The organism is Streptococcus cristatus (genome assembly GCF_003943515.1).
GTDB lineage: Bacteria > Bacillota > Bacilli > Lactobacillales > Streptococcaceae > Streptococcus > Streptococcus cristatus_D.
The window spans coordinates 518,619-534,358 of the sequence record NZ_RJPT01000001.1 but is presented as its reverse complement, the minus strand read 5'-3'; the positions used below and the strand labels follow the sequence as shown (position 1 = coordinate 534,358).

The window sequence follows — 15,740 nt, the reverse complement described above, 5'->3', positions numbered from 1 at the left end:
CAGAAATCCACACTGCGAATATCGCAGGCTGTTTAAATATCAGACTCAAATACTCTTCAGAAATTACACATATCTCTTCCTTTTGTTAGAAGTTTATTTTTTATCTATGTTTTTATTTGTAAACGGTTTCAAAACCTGTTATACTAAATTTAAGAACACATTAAAAAGGAGGTTTCTTATGAAAAATTCTTATAAGAAACGCTTATACACACAAGCCCTCAGCCTATCCGCTGCGGTTCTCTTAGCCGTTTTAGCTCAAGGAAATGCGGCAGCTGATACGCTTAACCCTGCTGAACCTCCGCAAGACAGCAGCAAAATCAGTTCTCTAGTGGAGCAGCCTACACCTTCAAGTACAGAGAAGGCTGAAGAACCTTCGACTACTCCACAAGCTGAACCACTAGAGAAAAGCAGCCCATCTGAAGCTGCTTCTGACAAAGCCGACAGCAAGTCCCCAAGTCTTCCTACCACAAGCCCAGAGGAAAAAGCAGCTGATGCTAGCCAAAAACTGGATACTACAACTAAAACAGAAGTCCGCGCAGCTAGCTCCCAAGAAAACAAGGTTCAGCTTGCTGACAGTAAAGTTTACATGTCCGAAAAAGCCAGCATTGAAGAAACTATTCAAGAACAGGGAACTCAAGCTGGTAAAATCACTTGGACACTGGACAACAAGCCTATTAGTGAGTGGAAAACTTGGAAGATGGATGATGGCACCTTCACAGGCGATCCATTTGTCGCTGTAGAGGAAAAAGCTGATGGAAATGACCTCAAGGTTTCCCTTAAATTTAATGAGCTATTTGGTCAAGACTTAAGCCTGCGGACACCAAATAATATCCGCAGAACCTACCGCAACTTTATGGGTACTCATGAATTAGTCGGAACCAGTGAAGATCTAGGCCTGACCATTCGCAAGAATATTGTCCTTCGTCCCTACGAAGATTTCCATACCCACGATGAAATGCTGGCAGCTATCGAAAAGAGCCGACAAGATGCTAACAAAGACCGACTGGTTCAAATCGAAACAATTGGTAGCAGTGCCCAAGGTCGCGATATCAAGTTGGGTATCATCAGCTCCGACCAAAAGAGCATTGACGACTATCTCAGCACAACTAATCCGCAGGCCTTGATCAAACCAGCTGAAATGTTAGCTGCTCTGAAAAATGGTAGGCTGGACTATAAACTTCCAGTCCTTATCAATAACACCCATGCTGACGAACAGCCAGCCATCGACATCATCACTGGGCTCTTCAATACTTTTGCGACCAAGGAGCAAATTTCTTTCCAAACAACTGACGCCAACGGTGCTGCTAAAACTATCACCCTCAATGTCAAAGAACTCCTCAAGAAATTCATTTTCCTCTTTGACTTTACTGAAAATCCTGACGGAGATGTTGCCAATACGCGTGCTCTTGCCAACGGAATTGATCCAAACCGCGACACTAGCTATCAGGCCAATCCAGAAACCCGTACTGTAGCTGGACTCATTAACAAATGGAATCCAATTGCACTTTATGACATTCATGGATTCGTTAAAGAATTCTTGATTGAGCCAGCGACACCGCCGCACGATCCAAACTTTGAATACGACCTTTTGTCTGAAAATATGCTGAAAAACGCCCACCACATGGGACGTGCCGGCGTCGCTAACTCTAAGTATGACAGCTATATCATCCCTAAACTAGACTGGGGCGATGGCTGGGATGACTCCTTCTCTGGCTACACTGGTGTCTATGCTATGTACCACGGCATATTAGGACATACTATTGAAATCCCTGAGGGCAATCAGGAATCCTACAAGGCTGGCTATCACGCCGTCCTTGGAGGTATCTCTTACCTGTCCCAAAATCCTGACAAGCTCATGGAAATGCGCCTTAACTTCTATCTCCGTGGCATCAACAAGGTTGAAGATCCAAAAGCTGAAAATGAGTTGGTCGGACCTGACGGCAAGGTTGTTGGACGGGTGAAAAATGGTCAGAAAAAATTCTTCCCTGACTATTATGTTATCCCAATGGGACTCGACAAAGACAATGATTCCCAACAAGCCTTTAACATGATTGAATACTTCAAGAGAAACGGTGTTGTCATTCAAGAATTGAAGGAAGATGTTGGCAACTATAAGAAGGGCGACCTAGTTGTCGATATGGCTCAAGCCAAGCGTGGCTATGCCAACCATATCCTCTACAAAGGATCAAACGAATCTGCTTGGGCTGCCATGTATGCTGAACTTTTGGTAAACTTCCCAGATATGAGAGGCTTTAAAGCTGAACCTATCTTTAAAGATAAACTCTTTGATGGCAAGCTCGGTGAAGTCACTGCTCTCCGTGCTACTCGGACGCGCGATATCAACTACTCAGCACCTTACTATGTCATCGCCAATACATCTGACAGCGCAGTCAAAGCTGTCAACCAAGCCATTCGCCAAGGTAAGAAAGTCTATCTGACAGAAGATGGCTATATCGTTGATACATCAACCTTTGCAAATCTCTTAGGTGATTATGCTATTTATGGAGATGCCTTGTATAAGGTTCCAGAAGGGCCAAGTTTGAAAGCAATGAAGATCTATGCACCTCCTCATCAATTCTACTGGGCAGGAGTGGGCTCACCTACTCATACCGCTCTGGCATTGAAAAATCTAGGTTTTGATATTGTCGATACGCCTGAGGAAGCTGATGTCATCGTCCTTGAAAGCAACAAGTTTGACAAGTCTATTCTTGGTCGCAAACCAACCATTGTAGTGGGGGGCTCTGCTATGCAACGCCTTGAAAAACTCGGTGTTCTAGATGGATTTGATGCGGAAAGATTCTCTGGCGGCAGCGATTTTGAAGGGCTGATGAAGGCTATTATAGACGATAAAGATCCATTGACTAGCGGCTATAAGAAGAATGATCTCTTCTATTCTAATTCTGGAAACTGGATCGCAAAAGCTCCTGCCAACTTCAAGACTTTGGCGACTATTGCAGACAGTGACTACTACATTGCAGGCTGGTGGCCAGGCAATGAAAAATTAGCTAATAAAATCGTTGCTATTTCTGGTAATTACAAGGAACATCCGCTCTTCGTTTATGCTGGAAATCCAACCAATCGTCTGCATACCATTCACTTCTACCGTTGGGTATCGAACGCTGTCTTTGGCAATCAATTGGCTGAGCTGAAAGATATGCCTATCACTCACAAACCAAGTGTCGAAATTGTAGAAATTTTGAACCAAAAACCTCAGCCAAAACAAGCAGGCAAAACAGCCGACAAACCGACAGCTCCGAAAGCAAAAGAAGAGCAATTAGAAAGCCTAGCTCAGAAAACAAGCGAAGCACAGCCTAGCGCTACAGCTCAAAAAGCAACAAATACTCAGCAGCCTCAGCTCCCACAAACAGGAAGCAAAGAAAACTCTGCTCTCTTTACAGTTGCAACGATTCTTCTGGCTACAAGCGGTGGTCTCTTCTTACTCAAAAAGAAAGAAGTCTAAGCATTTCTCGTCTGCTAGATAAACCTTTGCTTACGATAGCCTCTTAAATATAAAAATCGTATGGACAAATCATTTCAGATTCATCCATGCGATTTTTTTCGTGACTTATGATCTTGCAATTTGATCCGATATTGAGGAAAGCTCAATCGGATATAGACTTTCATTATTAAGCTAAATCAGTTCGAACAGCGCTAACAAGAAATGATTTCTGCTCTTTATCAGGGATTTTAGGGCCTTGAATCATTGCTCTCTTCCACCATCTCAATCCAAGAATCAAAATACTGCTCCATAAAATGAGTTTGCTCCGCTATCAAAGTTTTATTAATCTCCTCATTAACAGGAACCAAGATCCACTTGTCTTCTATATCATCACGCCGATGAATGATAGCAACCAACTTTCCTGTAAAATTTTCCAGAGGCTGCTGCGGGTCATGGGAAATAATATACACATCCTGCTCTTCGCCATCTCCACCCATCATCTCAGGGATATAACCATAATTAATCGGATAAACATTCCCAAAAGAATCTTCAAAACCGACCGGCCGATCAATAATAGCACTAAACATTTTTTCCTTGTATTTCACCCTTTCTTTACCTCCATCAGCTACTTTCTAGATTCATTATACAAGAAAAATCCCGCCGGAGCGAGATTTTCTATCTATAGCCTGATTATTCGTTTATGTTTCCTATATTATGTAAGCCTTGCACCACATGAAATTAGAATAGACTTCGCTGTTTTTCCTGTCGCTACTTGTCAAGGACTTTTTCATCAAAATCATCTTTTTTTTCGTCCGATTCTCTCCTAAGCTCCCTCAGCATTATTCTTGTAAGTTTATCTTGCATTGTTTCAGTTGTATTTTCATTAAAATGGATAAGAACCTCAGAGCTGCTCTTTCCAATCTTTCTCTTTGTGCTAATGCCTTTTTTATCTGTATTTTGAGTTCTTCCATAAATTCTCCTTTCCATTTTTGATTTTTTGACACCAAAAAAGGAAGTATCGGTAATTTGCTTTTACTTCCTCTCTTTAATTTTATTTAATTGTTTTACTTCTACAAACTGGGATTTAGATTTTAACCCTTACGGAAAATAAAACAGCCTATTCTCCTGAAGTGTATTCTATAATATTATAGTTTAATGCAGAGTGTAGCTATATAGTCATTTCCATAACGTGATAATCGATTTCTTTTGTCACACGATTCATAAAAATCTATCATAGCGAGACCATTTTTAAGTTGTCCTCTAATCTGAGTTTCTAAGGTATGGCTAAATTCATATCCATATTCTGGATTGATGGTTATCTTGCCTTCCTCTTCAAGCTCTTTTGAATTAAAAGGTAGTGAAAACTTTAAAAGTAATTCCTCATCGGGTTTATCCCATACAGTGTCAGCATCATACATGTATATCCAAGGGTTCATAAATCCGATCATTAACAAACCGCCCTTTTTCAATACTCGAGAGGCTTCTTTATACATGTTTTCTAAATCTTCTATATATACATTTGAAACCGGATTAAAAATAATATCAAACGTTTCATTTTCAAATGGAAATTGTTTTGTCATATCGCCTTGAACTGTGTTGATTTTTAAGCCTTCTCTTTTAGCAACCATCTCATCTCTTTGTAATTGTGATGTAGAAAAATCCATTATGGTTACATCATAACCTTTTGCAGCAAAAACGGGACCCTGCTGACCACCACCACAAGCTAACCCTAATATCTTTTTTCCGTTGGCTTTTTCAAACCATTCTTTCGGAACTTTTTTCCCAACAGTTAAGGCAACAGAAATTGGATTATTTCTGGCTTCTTCTAATTCTTCATGTGTCAATGGCTCAGTATAGTTATTTTTTACATTATTCCATCTATCTTCATTTAATTTTATATAATTGTCCATCTTATAATCTCCTCGTAATTCTATACTATTTCGATTTAAGTTAGATGTGTTGCCATCACTTGACTTCATTTTATTATACCATATGTTCAATTACTATTTTTTATGCCATCTTTAACATATTTGAAGCTTTTGTACTAGCTATTCCTATCATTCTAATGCAAATGTTGAACGTCGTCGCTCAAACTCTCGTACTAATGATGATTCTATTTCAACTCACATTTTTCGTCACACACATATCAGCTTTTTAGCTGAGCAAGGAATTCCACTCGAAGCAATTCAAGATCGTGTTGGGCACACACGAGGAAGTCGTGTTAGAGATATCTATTTGCACCTTACACAAAAAACAAAAGATCTCATTATTCCTGTATTAGATTCGTTAACTAAATAAGTGTGGCAAATTTGTGGCAAAACAAAGAAAAAGGTTTATCCAAAGTGGATAAACCCTGTTATATCAAGCTTTTACAAACTTCTCAAGCTTTACCTTCTGAACCGAAGACGTCAATACGTTCTTCAACAGATGCTTGGATAGCTTTGACACCGTCAGCCAAGAATTTACGTGGGTCGAAGAGTTTCTTCTTGTCGTATTCTGCTTCGTTTGCTTCATAGTCGCGAGCAAATTTACGAGTTGCGTTAGCAAATGCGATTTGACATTCAGTGTTAACGTTAACTTTGGCAACACCAAGTTTGATCGCTGCTTGGATTTGGTCATCAGGAATACCTGAACCACCGTGCAATACGATTGGGAAACCTGGAAGAGCTTCTGTCAATTTCTTCAAGTGGTCAAGATCAAGACCTTCCCAGTTTGCTGGGTAAGGACCGTGGATGTTACCGATACCAGCTGCCAAGAAGTCAATACCAGTTGCAACCATTGCTTTAGCGTCTTCGATTGGAGCCAATTCACCTTTACCGATGATACCGTCTTCTTCACCACCGATAGTACCAACTTCAGCTTCTACTGAGATACCTTTAGCGTGTGCTTTTTCAACAACGTCTTTAGCCAATTTAAGGTTTTCTTCAACTGGAAGGTGTGAACCGTCAAACATGATTGAAGTGTAACCAACTTCGATACACTCAAGTGCATCTTCGTAGTGACCGTGGTCAAGGTGGATCGCTACTGGTACAGTGATACCCATTGATTCAACAAGGTTAGCGATCAAGTTGCGAGCAACTTTATAACCACCCATATATTTAGCAGCACCCATTGAAGTTTGGATCAAAACTGGTGCTTTTTTAGCTTCTGCTGCGCGCAAGATAGCTTGAGTCCACTCAAGGTTATTTGTGTTAAATCCACCAACTGCATAACCATTGTCACGAGCTGCTTGGACAAATTTTTCTGCTGAAACGATTGCCATTTGTAATAGGCCTCCTCTAATTTTTTGTGGAATGAACCACTTACATTGTTTATTTTATCACTTTTTCACTAAAATTGCTAGTTTTTCCTGAAATTTTAGGTAATTCCCAAGTAATTTTTAAATTCGGGTTCTTTGAGAAAACAAAAAAACTGACCGAAGTCAGCTAATCCTATGCGGAGAGAGGGACTTGAACCCTCACGACCTAAAGCGGTCACAGGATCCTTAGTCCTGCGCGTCTGCCAATTCCGCCATCCCCGCGATCGAGTACTTTACTAGTATAACAGGATAATCTCCACTTGTCAACACCTTTTTTCAAAACTTTTAAAAAGTATTTTCAAAAATAAAAATGAGACAGGACTCGTAAACACTGCCCTATCTCACTCTTTTCATTAATGTTTTTCTAAATTGCGTAACATTTGATCAATCTTATTACCGTACTCAATAGACTCGTCTTTGACGAAGGTCAAGTCTGGAATCTTATACATCTTGAGGTTTCGGCCCAGTTCACGCTTTATAGTACCGGTTGCCTTTTCCAAGCCCAGCTGTGCCTTTTGATTATCCGAAGCCAGGTCACTCATGATGCTATAGTAGACCTTGGCCATAGACAGATCGCCCAGCATTTGAACGTCAGTAATGGTCACACCTTGGACACGTGGATCACGGACTTTCTTTTGCAAAATCTCATTGACTTCACGCTTGATTTCCATCCCTACACGGTCGGTACGAAAATGATTTGCCATAGGATTTCCTTTCTAATTTTTTCTTCTGCAATATAAGGCTGGGACAAAAGTCCTAGCCTCTCAATTGTCTTTGGATTATCGAGCAAGACGCAGTGGTTGAGTGGGCTCTATTACGCTGATTTCATCAGCTTTTACAGCCCTACTCAACTGTGCGGAGGTGGGACGACGAAATCGAATTCTAACGAATTACCGATTTCTGTCCCACTCTCATATTTTTAGTTTTAGTTGAATGAAATTTGCTCTAAACTCTTTGCGAAAAAAGTGCTTGGGATAGAAGTATCGACTTCCACCCAATATGCTTTTCACTGGAAGTTCTCGACGGATTTCTCTTATTTCTTAATTTCTTCCATGATATAGGCTTCAATCGTATCATCCACTTGGATATCATTGTAACCATCAATCATGAGACCACCTTCGCGGCCGTTAGTGACTTCTTTCACATCATCCTTGAAATGCTTCAAGCTAGCCAACTGACCATCGTAAATTACGACGCCATCACGGATGACACGAACCTTAGAATCACGGGTAACTTTACCATTGATAACCATGAATCCACCGATAGTACCAACCTTGGAAACTTTGAAAGTTTCGCGGATAAGGGCTTCCCCGATGATTTTTTCTTGGTATTCTGGGTCCAGCATTCCTTTCATGGCATCTTCCATTTCTTCGATAACCTTATAGATAATACTGTGAAGACGGATTTCTACATCATCAGCTTCTGCTTGCTGGCGAGCTTGCGGTGTAGGGCGAACGTTAAATCCAATGATAAAGGCATTTGAAGCTTCTGCCAAAGTTACATCGGATTCATTGATAGCACCAACCGCTGAGTGGACAATGGTAATCTTAACGCCTTCCACTTCAATCTTCTGCAAGGAAGCAGCCAAGGCTTCTACAGAACCTTGTACGTCGGCTTTGATAATGACGTTAACAGACTTCACTTCACCAGCTTTGAGGGTATCAAAGAGATTTTCTAGACTGACACGATGAGTAGCTTGACGTTGTTTAAGAAGGGCACGTTTAGCACGTTCTTCACCAGCTGCACGCGCAGCTTTTTCATCTTCATAGACGGCAAAGTGGTCACCTGCCATCGGAGTTTCATTAAGACCTGTGATAGAAACCGGCGTAGATGGACCTGCCACTTTGACACGACGACCTAAGTCATTGGTCATAGCACGGACACGTCCGAAGGTATTTCCGACAACGATTGGATCTTGAACATTCAGCGTACCTTGTTGGACAAGAAGTGTTGCAACTGCACCTTTTCCTTTATCCAAACGGGCTTCAATCACGGTACCAATGGCGCGAACAGTCGGATCTGCCTTGAGTTCTTGAATTTCTGCTACAAGCAGAACTGTTTCCAAAAGCTCATCGATGTTTTGGTTGAATTTCGCAGAGATTTCAACAAACTCAGAATCTCCACCCCAAGCAGTTGACATAACACCATGCTCAGCCAATTCACCAATCACGCGCTCAGGATTGGCACCTGGCTTATCGATCTTGTTGATGGCCACAATAATTGGCACATTAGCGGCTTTAGAGTGGTTGATCGCTTCAATAGTCTGAGGCATAACACCGTCATCAGCTGCTACGACCAAGATGGTAATATCGGTAACAGAAGCACCACGCGCACGCATCGAAGTAAAGGCCGCGTGTCCAGGTGTATCCAAGAAAGTAATCTTCTTGCCATTTTCCTCAATCTGGTAGGCACCGATATGCTGAGTGATACCACCTGCTTCACCTGTCGCAACGCGAGAGTTACGTAGAGTATCCAAGAGGGTTGTTTTACCATGATCAACGTGTCCCATGATAGTGACAACTGGCGGACGTTCTACTAATTCATCTGGATTGATGTAGCCTTCTTCAACAAAGAAGCGCTCAATATCAGCTGTGTCAACTTCTACCTTCTTCTTAGCTTCGATACCGTAATCCACCATGAGGAGCTCAATAGTATCACCGTCAAGAGATTGGTTTTGCGTTGCCATTACGCCCATCATAAAGAGCTTCTTAACGATTTCAGCTGGCTCGCGCTTGATCCGTTTTGCGATTTCCGCAACGGTCATGCCATCTGTGTATTCGAATTCGCTTGGCAACTCATGGAACTTGCGTTCTGTAACAGGTTTTGGAACCTGATTCTGGTTACCTTTTCCTTTTTTATTTTTCTTATTGTTATTCCAGTTACTGTTTCTTTGATTTCTCACTTGATTTTGACTATTTCGATTCTTTTGTTGTTTTCTTGGACCTTCTTCTTCGCGATCAAAATCATCGCGCTTCTTATCTGGTCGAGCTTGCTTTTTACGACGAGTATCTACCGCAGCTTGTGCTGGTGCAGGAGCAGCCGGTTGGACTGTTTCAGCCGGAGTAGCTTTAAATACTTCAGCAGTTGTTGTCTCTGCTTGGACTGGCTCTTTTCGTCTATTCTGGCGTTCCTGCGCTTCTTTAACTGCTTGAGCCTGTTTGAAACGCTCCTCACTAGAACGTGCGTACTCCGCATTTTGCTCTGCTTTCAGAGCTGCTGCCCGAGCCTTAAAGTCAATTTTCGGCCCTTGAGGCTGTTGACGGTTCTGACCGTTAAATCCTTGATGATTCTGACCATTCCGACGGCCATCTTGACCACGATTATCACGACGGTCATTGCGGCGCTCTTGGCGATCATTGTTGGCCTTGCGGTCATGACGATCACGCTCATTACTTTCCTTCTGGTCAGAATTTTGTGGTTTCCGATTTTGTTGCTGCTTACGACGCTCTGCTTGTTCCTTGGCACGTGCTTCACGCTCTGCCTTAAAATTTCGACTTTGTGGTCGCGCTGGAGCCGGTTTGGCTGGAACTTCAGCCGCCGCTGCTTCAACAACTTTTGGCTCTTCTTTTTTAACAGGGGCCACTTCTTTTTGGACTGGAGCAGCTGGTTTTTCAGCTACTTTATTTGGTGCTGGCTGGGAATTCACCTCTTTTTCTGGAAGAGGCTTAGCAACTTCTTTAGTCTTAGTCGCGAAGCTAGCCTTGATGCGCTGGCTTGCTTCTTCTTCTACGCTGGAAGAATGGCTTTTGACTTCTAGCCCTAATTCCTTAGCCCGAGCTACTACCTCTTTACTTTCCTTCCCCAATTCTTTTGCGATTTCGTACAATCTAATTCTAGACAATTCTTGTCCTCCTCTTCTATTGCATAAGAGACCTCATTTTCTTTGTAAAACCAGCATCTGTGATGGCGGCTACTTTACGAGCTTTGCCAATCGCAGTGCTTAATTCCAGTGTTGAAAACACGGTTGACACTTCTATCTTGTAATAATGGCTTTTATCAGTCATTTTTTTCGTCAGATTTGGTCCGGCATCCTCAGCTAGAAAGATCAGATGAACCTTTCCTTCTTGGATGGCTTTAACGACCAATTCTTCTCCTGAAATGATGCGGCCAGCCCGCTGGGCCAAACCCAGCAAGTTTGCTAGTTTTTCTTTATTCAAGACCCAACTCTCTTCTCTTGACCTTGTGATCGACATAGGCAATCAGCTCGTCGTAGAAGCTTTCTTCTACTTCCATACTGAAACTACGGTTAAATACCCGTTTTTTCTTGGCTTGCTGAGCTTCTTCATTATCTAGCTTGATATAAGCGCCCCGCCCATTGGCCTTGCCTGTCGGATCAATGAAGACCTGACCTTCTTTATTCTTGACGATGCGCAACAGATCACGCTTGTCAATCACTTCATTTGATACAACTGATTTTCTTAAAGGGATTTTTCTTGTTTTTGCCATATCTGCCTCCCTTATTCTGTGGCTACTGCTTCACTTTCTTCGAGTTCGATTTCAGTTGCCACTTCTGTATCATTCAGCTCTTCCGCTTCAAATTCTGCTGAAGGAGCATCTACTTCGGCTGGTACGTAATCTTGGCCAAATCCACCAAGCTCGTTGGCTGCTTCCATTGCTTCAAATTCGCTGGCTGACTTGATATCAATTCTAAAGCCAGTCAAATGAGCTGCCAAGCGAACGTTTTGACCACGACGACCGATAGCCAGAGAAAGTTTATTATCTGGCACAACAACCAAAGCTCGCTTATTGTCTTCAGCATGGAAAATAACTTGATCGACCTCAGCTGGAGCAATGGCATTGTAGATGTACTCTGCTGGATCGGCAACCCATTCGATGACATCGATATTTTCCTCAGTCGGAATCATACGGCCACTTTTGGTATCGTATTTGGCTGGGTGGAATTTGCTGGTAATCTTCTTGATATTGGCACCACCACGTCCGACGATGGTTCCGATCGCATCCACGTTTGGATTGTGACTGCGAACCGCTACCTTGGTCCGATCGCCCGCTTCACGAGACACGCTCATGATTTCAACAGTTCCGTCGTAAACCTCAGGAATTTCCTGCTCCATCAGGCGCTTGATCATTTCTGGATGACTACGGCTAACGAAGACATTGACACCACGCGGATTGTCTTCTACTTTGTAGACAAATACCTCGATGCGGTCATGAGAGGCAAAGACCTCACCAGGAATCTGGTCTTGCTTCGATAGTTGCGCTTCGATGCTACCAAGATTGACATAGATAAAGCGATTATCAAAGCGCTCCACTGTTCCTGACATGATTTCATTTTCATGTTCTTTGTAGGTATTGTATGTGATGGCACGAGTTTGTTTGCGCATCTTTTCCATGATGGTCTGCTTGGCAGATTGAGCTGCTACCCGGCCAAATTCAGCTGGCGCTTCTTCAAACTTGATCTTATCTCCCAACTCATAGGCAGAACTGATAGCCAAGGCGTCCTTGAGACTGATTTCCAAGCGGCTGTCAAAGACCTCGTCCACGACTTCACGGACAGTATAGACATGGAAATCACCTGTTTTTTCATTAAACTCAATGGCTGCGCTGTCTGCCTGACCGTAGCGACGACGATAAGCAGAGCGAAGGGATTCTGTCACTGCTTCGATAATATCTTCTTTTTTAATACCTTTGTCCTCTTCCAAAATACGGAAGGCCTCTAGCATTTCTTTACTCATCTTCATGTAACTTTTGCTGAAGCAAAAGTATTCCTTTCTTCATTAATATTGCGATTTGTTATTAAAATTTAACGGCCAATCTTGCTTTTGACACTAGACTATATGGAATTTCAACTTCTTTTTTGCGTGTTTTGTCCATATATTCCATAAGCAAAACATCATCTTCAAATCCAAGTAGAGTTCCTTCAAAAACCTTGTTTTTATCCAGTGCCTTATAAAGGCTGACATGGATATAACTGCCGACTGCAGCTGCCACAGCTTCCTTGGTCTTGAGCGGGCGCTCCAAGCCTGGACTGGTCACCTCCAGAAAATACTGGTCAGGAAAAGGATCTGGCTTGATAGAGTCCAACAGAGGACTGATAATATCGGTCAAATCTGCTGTATCGTTGACCGTAATCCCCTCGGGCTTGTCTACAAAAACACTGAGAACATGGTCACCGCCCATCTTTCCATACTCAATATCCACCAATTCATAAGGTTCTTGGATGGCTGGCTCAATGACTTCTCTTACTAATTCAACAATCGTTGCGATAAGACTGCACCTCCTCACAGACAAGAGGCGAAGATATTTCCTCGCCTCTCTTTCATATTTACTAAGATGATTATAGCATAGTCTGCCTTGAAAATCAAGGGATACGCTTTTATTTATCTACAAAGCCTAAAATAGACTCGATAAGATCTCTGCAACTAGCTGCCTCACTGATGGCTCGTCGATGCGGTTGTAGAGCTGCTCGAAGAGCTCGAGTGACTTTCCTCCTCACTCGTGCTGCTTGAAGAGGATGATGGTTGTGTTCGCTCACTTGAACTAGAAGAGCTAGTGACTGTGCCATCTGTTACGTAGAAAGTAATCTTGGTATTTGATTTCAATTTGATACTTTGTCCAGCTGCTGGAGACTGGGATGTCACCAAATCAGCTTGACTTGACTCTACAGAACGATCGATAACACGCTCAATTCGAGACGCAGAAATTCCCATCTCCATCAGATAAGCCCGTGCATAGGCATAGGAAACTTGGAGATGACCGAAGTCTGGCATTTCAACCCTAGTCACCGTTTTAGCCACTGTCAGGGTAATCTGTTTGTTTGATGTCACATCGTAAGAAGAACCTGCAGCCGGTGTCTGGCTGATAACAACTCCCTCTTCAACATCAGAATTCTCTTCTTCTACAATCTTGATTAGCTTTTCAGGGATATTGTAGGTGCTCTTCAGATGTTCGACCGCTTCAGAAGATTTTTGACCAACATAGTTTTCTACCGTAAAGGTTTTTGAGCCTTTAGAGACAATCAAATCCACTTTACTATTTTCCCGACGCTGGCTATTTACTGGCGGATCTGTCTTGATGACCTTGCCTTCTGCCACATTGTCACTGTAGTCTTCTTTGATTTCCCCTACTTCGAGGCCTTTAGCAGTAATGGTCGAACGGGCTTCCGCCACTGTTTGACCTGCTACATCTGGTACCGTAGTATTGGCAGGACTTTTATAGAGCAAGAAGAAGAAGGCTGCAAAAACCAAGAGAATGGCTAAGAACATAACCTTGTATCTAGCTCTCAAATGGCGTTTTTTCGGCTTCTTGACTGGAGCTTTTAAAACAGGGGCCTCTCTCTTCACATCAGCCGTAGCTTTAGGAGCCACTGCTTCTGCGACAGGACTTGGAGCTGACTGAGGAATTGGAGGAACTTTTGGCAAAATTTTAGTATCTGCCTTTGCCCCATCATCAAAGACCAGTTTCTTTTCATTTCGACGGTCATAAGATAAGCTACTGGACAAATCAACATACATCTCTGCAACGGATTGATAGCGATCGCTCAGCTTTTTAGCCGTCGCCTTAATGACCACATTTTCCAAGGCCTGAGGGACATTCGGATTTTCTGCGATGATTGAAGGCAGAGGCTTTTGGAAATGCTGCAAAGCAATCGTTACAGCACTATCTCCGTCATAAGGGATATGCCCTGTCAGCATCTCATAGAAAACAATCCCCATGGCATAAATGTCGCTCTGAACAGTAGCTTTAGAACCACGCGCCTGCTCTGGCGAAAGATAATGCACCGACCCCAGCATCGAATTGGTCTGAGTCAGGCTGGTCTCTGCGAAAGCCACGGCAATCCCAAAGTCTGTTACCTTAGCATCGCCATCTGGTGTCAAGAGGACATTTTGTGGTTTTAGATCACGGTGGACAATCCCGCGTGTATGCGCCAGGCGCATAGCCAGTAGGATTTGCCCCATGATTCTGACTGCTTCTTCGTTTGAAAGTGGAGAATTTTCTTTGATGTAGCGTTTGAGGTCAAGCCCAGACACATATTCCATGGCCAGATATTGCTGACCATCTTCTTCTCCAATATCGGAAATCCGGACAATGTAAGGATGATCCAAGTCCGCCATTGCTTTGGCTTCTCTTTGGAAGCGGGCAACTGCAATAGGATCTGTCTGATAATTGGTTCTAAGAACCTTTACAGCAACTTCCTCACCATCAAGTATCAGATCTCGCGCCAGATAGACATCTGCCATGCCTCCACGGCCAATCTGTTTGATGATTTTATATCGCCCGGCAAAGATCTTGCCGATTTGAATCATTCCTGTTCCTCCTTGTCAAAACGAACCAGAGCAACTGTGATATTATCCAGCCCTCCAGCATTGTTGGCAAAGCGAATTAAGGTTTCAGTTTTTTCAGATAGGCTGATATCGCTGGTGACAATATCATAAATTTCGCTGTCTGAAATCATATTAGTCAGACCGTCACTATTGAGCAGAAGGTAATCACCAGCTTCTAATGTGATCATGCCGTAATCAGGCTGCACTTCGTCTTTTTGACCGATAGATTGAGTGATAATATTCTTCTGCGGATGGCGTTCTGCCTCTTCTTGTGTAATCTGTCCAGCCTTGAGCAAAGCATTAACAAGTGAATGGTCACTGGTTAATTGGCTATATTCCTCACCGCGAATCAAGCCAATTCGAGAATCACCAATATGAGCATAGATAGCTTGATTATCAATAATGGCTAAGGCTTCTAGCGTCGTGCCCATACCCTTGTATTCCTCGTCCTGACCAAATTGGTGGATGCGCTGATTTTCTTGTTCCAAATGCTCTGCAAACCATTCACGGACTTGGTTCACTGAGTCAATCTGAGTATCAACCCATGCAGCACCCAGGTCTGTTACAGCCATTTCGCTGGCAATGTTACCAGCTCTGTGGCCACCCATACCATCGGCCAAGATAATCATGGTCTTGCCAGCCCGATTTACAAAAAGATTGGCATAATCTTGATTATTTGTCCGCTTTTGACCAACATCTGTTAATATTGAAATTTCCATAC

Annotated in this window: 14 protein-coding genes and 1 tRNA gene; 2 read left to right on the top strand and 13 right to left on the bottom strand. The window is 42.8% G+C overall.

The window, feature by feature from the left end:
- Positions 1–178 precede the first annotated feature (178 nt).
- Positions 179–3,460, top strand: coding sequence for an LPXTG-anchored zinc carboxypeptidase (locus D8791_RS02850; protein WP_125446177.1), 3,282 nt, complete (start codon positions 179–181; stop codon positions 3,458–3,460).
- Between the two features lie 227 nt (positions 3,461–3,687).
- On the opposite strand, the gene D8791_RS02845 is transcribed toward D8791_RS02850, so the two are convergent.
- The 3 genes from D8791_RS02845 to D8791_RS02835 all read right to left on the bottom strand — a co-directional run bounded on the left by D8791_RS02845 (position 3,688) and on the right by D8791_RS02835 (position 5,349).
- Complete coding sequence (locus D8791_RS02845; protein ID WP_125446176.1) at positions 3,688–4,026, bottom strand: inorganic diphosphatase; 339 nt, start codon at positions 4,024–4,026, stop codon at positions 3,688–3,690.
- Positions 4,027–4,207: 181 nt separating this feature from the next.
- Positions 4,208–4,426 (bottom strand): TnpW family protein, encoded by a 219-nt coding sequence (locus D8791_RS02840; RefSeq protein WP_125446175.1) that lies wholly within the window; start codon positions 4,424–4,426, stop codon positions 4,208–4,210.
- 158 nt (positions 4,427–4,584) lie between these two features.
- Positions 4,585–5,349 (bottom strand): class I SAM-dependent methyltransferase, encoded by a 765-nt coding sequence (locus tag D8791_RS02835; RefSeq protein ID WP_125446174.1) that lies wholly within the window; start codon positions 5,347–5,349, stop codon positions 4,585–4,587.
- A 205-nt stretch (positions 5,350–5,554) separates the two neighbouring features.
- Here D8791_RS02835 and D8791_RS02825 point away from each other — a divergent pair, with 205 nt between their 5' ends.
- Positions 5,555–5,737: a tyrosine-type recombinase/integrase gene (locus D8791_RS02825; RefSeq protein WP_306453057.1), complete on the top strand. Its 183-nt coding sequence runs from the start codon at positions 5,555–5,557 to the stop codon at positions 5,735–5,737.
- A gap of 82 nt (positions 5,738–5,819) precedes the next feature.
- Here D8791_RS02825 and D8791_RS02820 read toward each other — a convergent pair whose 3' ends face one another.
- The 10 genes from D8791_RS02820 to D8791_RS02770 form a co-directional block, all read right to left on the bottom strand.
- Positions 5,820–6,701 carry a class II fructose-bisphosphate aldolase gene (locus D8791_RS02820; protein ID WP_001018995.1) on the bottom strand — a complete coding sequence of 294 codons (882 nt, stop codon included), beginning with the start codon at positions 6,699–6,701 and terminating at the stop codon, positions 5,820–5,822.
- 172 nt (positions 6,702–6,873) lie between these two features.
- Positions 6,874–6,959, bottom strand: a tRNA-Leu gene (locus D8791_RS02815).
- 131 nt (positions 6,960–7,090) lie between these two features.
- The gene (gene rbfA, locus D8791_RS02810) at positions 7,091–7,441 is read right to left on the bottom strand and encodes a 30S ribosome-binding factor RbfA (protein ID WP_005590924.1); all 351 of its coding nucleotides are present in this window, start codon (positions 7,439–7,441) and stop codon (positions 7,091–7,093) included.
- Between the two features lie 329 nt (positions 7,442–7,770).
- Positions 7,771–10,578: a translation initiation factor IF-2 gene (gene infB, locus D8791_RS02800; RefSeq protein ID WP_125446172.1), complete on the bottom strand. Its 2,808-nt coding sequence runs from the start codon at positions 10,576–10,578 to the stop codon at positions 7,771–7,773.
- 16 nt (positions 10,579–10,594) lie between these two features.
- Positions 10,595–10,894 carry a YlxQ-related RNA-binding protein gene (locus D8791_RS02795; protein WP_125446171.1) on the bottom strand — a complete coding sequence of 100 codons (300 nt, stop codon included), beginning with the start codon at positions 10,892–10,894 and terminating at the stop codon, positions 10,595–10,597.
- Positions 10,887–11,183 carry an RNase P modulator RnpM gene (rnpM, locus tag D8791_RS02790; RefSeq protein ID WP_045498837.1) on the bottom strand — a complete coding sequence of 99 codons (297 nt, stop codon included), beginning with the start codon at positions 11,181–11,183 and terminating at the stop codon, positions 10,887–10,889. The genes D8791_RS02795 and rnpM overlap by 8 nt, the downstream gene beginning before the upstream one ends.
- 11 nt (positions 11,184–11,194) lie before the next feature.
- Positions 11,195–12,430 carry a transcription termination factor NusA gene (gene nusA / locus D8791_RS02785; protein WP_312023724.1) on the bottom strand — a complete coding sequence of 412 codons (1,236 nt, stop codon included), beginning with the start codon at positions 12,428–12,430 and terminating at the stop codon, positions 11,195–11,197.
- A 61-nt stretch (positions 12,431–12,491) separates the two neighbouring features.
- The gene (gene rimP, locus D8791_RS02780; RefSeq protein WP_185760541.1) at positions 12,492–12,980 is read right to left on the bottom strand and encodes a ribosome maturation factor RimP; all 489 of its coding nucleotides are present in this window, start codon (positions 12,978–12,980) and stop codon (positions 12,492–12,494) included.
- Between the two features lie 146 nt (positions 12,981–13,126).
- Positions 13,127–15,001 (bottom strand): Stk1 family PASTA domain-containing Ser/Thr kinase, encoded by a 1,875-nt coding sequence (gene pknB, locus D8791_RS02775; protein ID WP_125446168.1) that lies wholly within the window; start codon positions 14,999–15,001, stop codon positions 13,127–13,129.
- Positions 14,998–15,738, bottom strand: a complete 741-nt coding sequence (locus D8791_RS02770) for a Stp1/IreP family PP2C-type Ser/Thr phosphatase (RefSeq protein WP_125373759.1) — start codon at positions 15,736–15,738, stop codon at positions 14,998–15,000. Before D8791_RS02770 ends, pknB begins: the two co-directional genes overlap by 4 nt.
- Between the last annotated feature and the right edge of the window lie 2 nt (positions 15,739–15,740).

What these genes read in the sequence shown, in the direction of transcription:
- D8791_RS02835 (WP_125446174.1), bottom strand. Translation starts at nt 5,349, where the DNA reads ATGGACAATTATATAAAATTAAATGAAGATAGATGGAATAATGTAAAA.
- D8791_RS02850 (WP_125446177.1), top strand. Translation starts at nt 179, where the DNA reads ATGAAAAATTCTTATAAGAAACGCTTATACACACAAGCCCTCAGCCTA.
- D8791_RS02840 (WP_125446175.1), bottom strand. Translation starts at nt 4,426, where the DNA reads ATGGAAAGGAGAATTTATGGAAGAACTCAAAATACAGATAAAAAAGGC.
- rnpM (WP_045498837.1), bottom strand. Translation starts at nt 11,183, where the DNA reads ATGGCAAAAACAAGAAAAATCCCTTTAAGAAAATCAGTTGTATCAAAT.
- D8791_RS02770 (WP_125373759.1), bottom strand. Translation starts at nt 15,738, where the DNA reads ATGGAAATTTCAATATTAACAGATGTTGGTCAAAAGCGGACAAATAAT.
- pknB (WP_125446168.1), bottom strand. Translation starts at nt 15,001, where the DNA reads ATGATTCAAATCGGCAAGATCTTTGCCGGGCGATATAAAATCATCAAA.
- D8791_RS02845 (WP_125446176.1), bottom strand. Translation starts at nt 4,026, where the DNA reads ATGTTTAGTGCTATTATTGATCGGCCGGTCGGTTTTGAAGATTCTTTT.
- rbfA (WP_005590924.1), bottom strand. Translation starts at nt 7,441, where the DNA reads ATGGCAAATCATTTTCGTACCGACCGTGTAGGGATGGAAATCAAGCGT.
- D8791_RS02820 (WP_001018995.1), bottom strand. Translation starts at nt 6,701, where the DNA reads ATGGCAATCGTTTCAGCAGAAAAATTTGTCCAAGCAGCTCGTGACAAT.
- nusA (WP_312023724.1), bottom strand. Translation starts at nt 12,430, where the DNA reads ATGAGTAAAGAAATGCTAGAGGCCTTCCGTATTTTGGAAGAGGACAAA.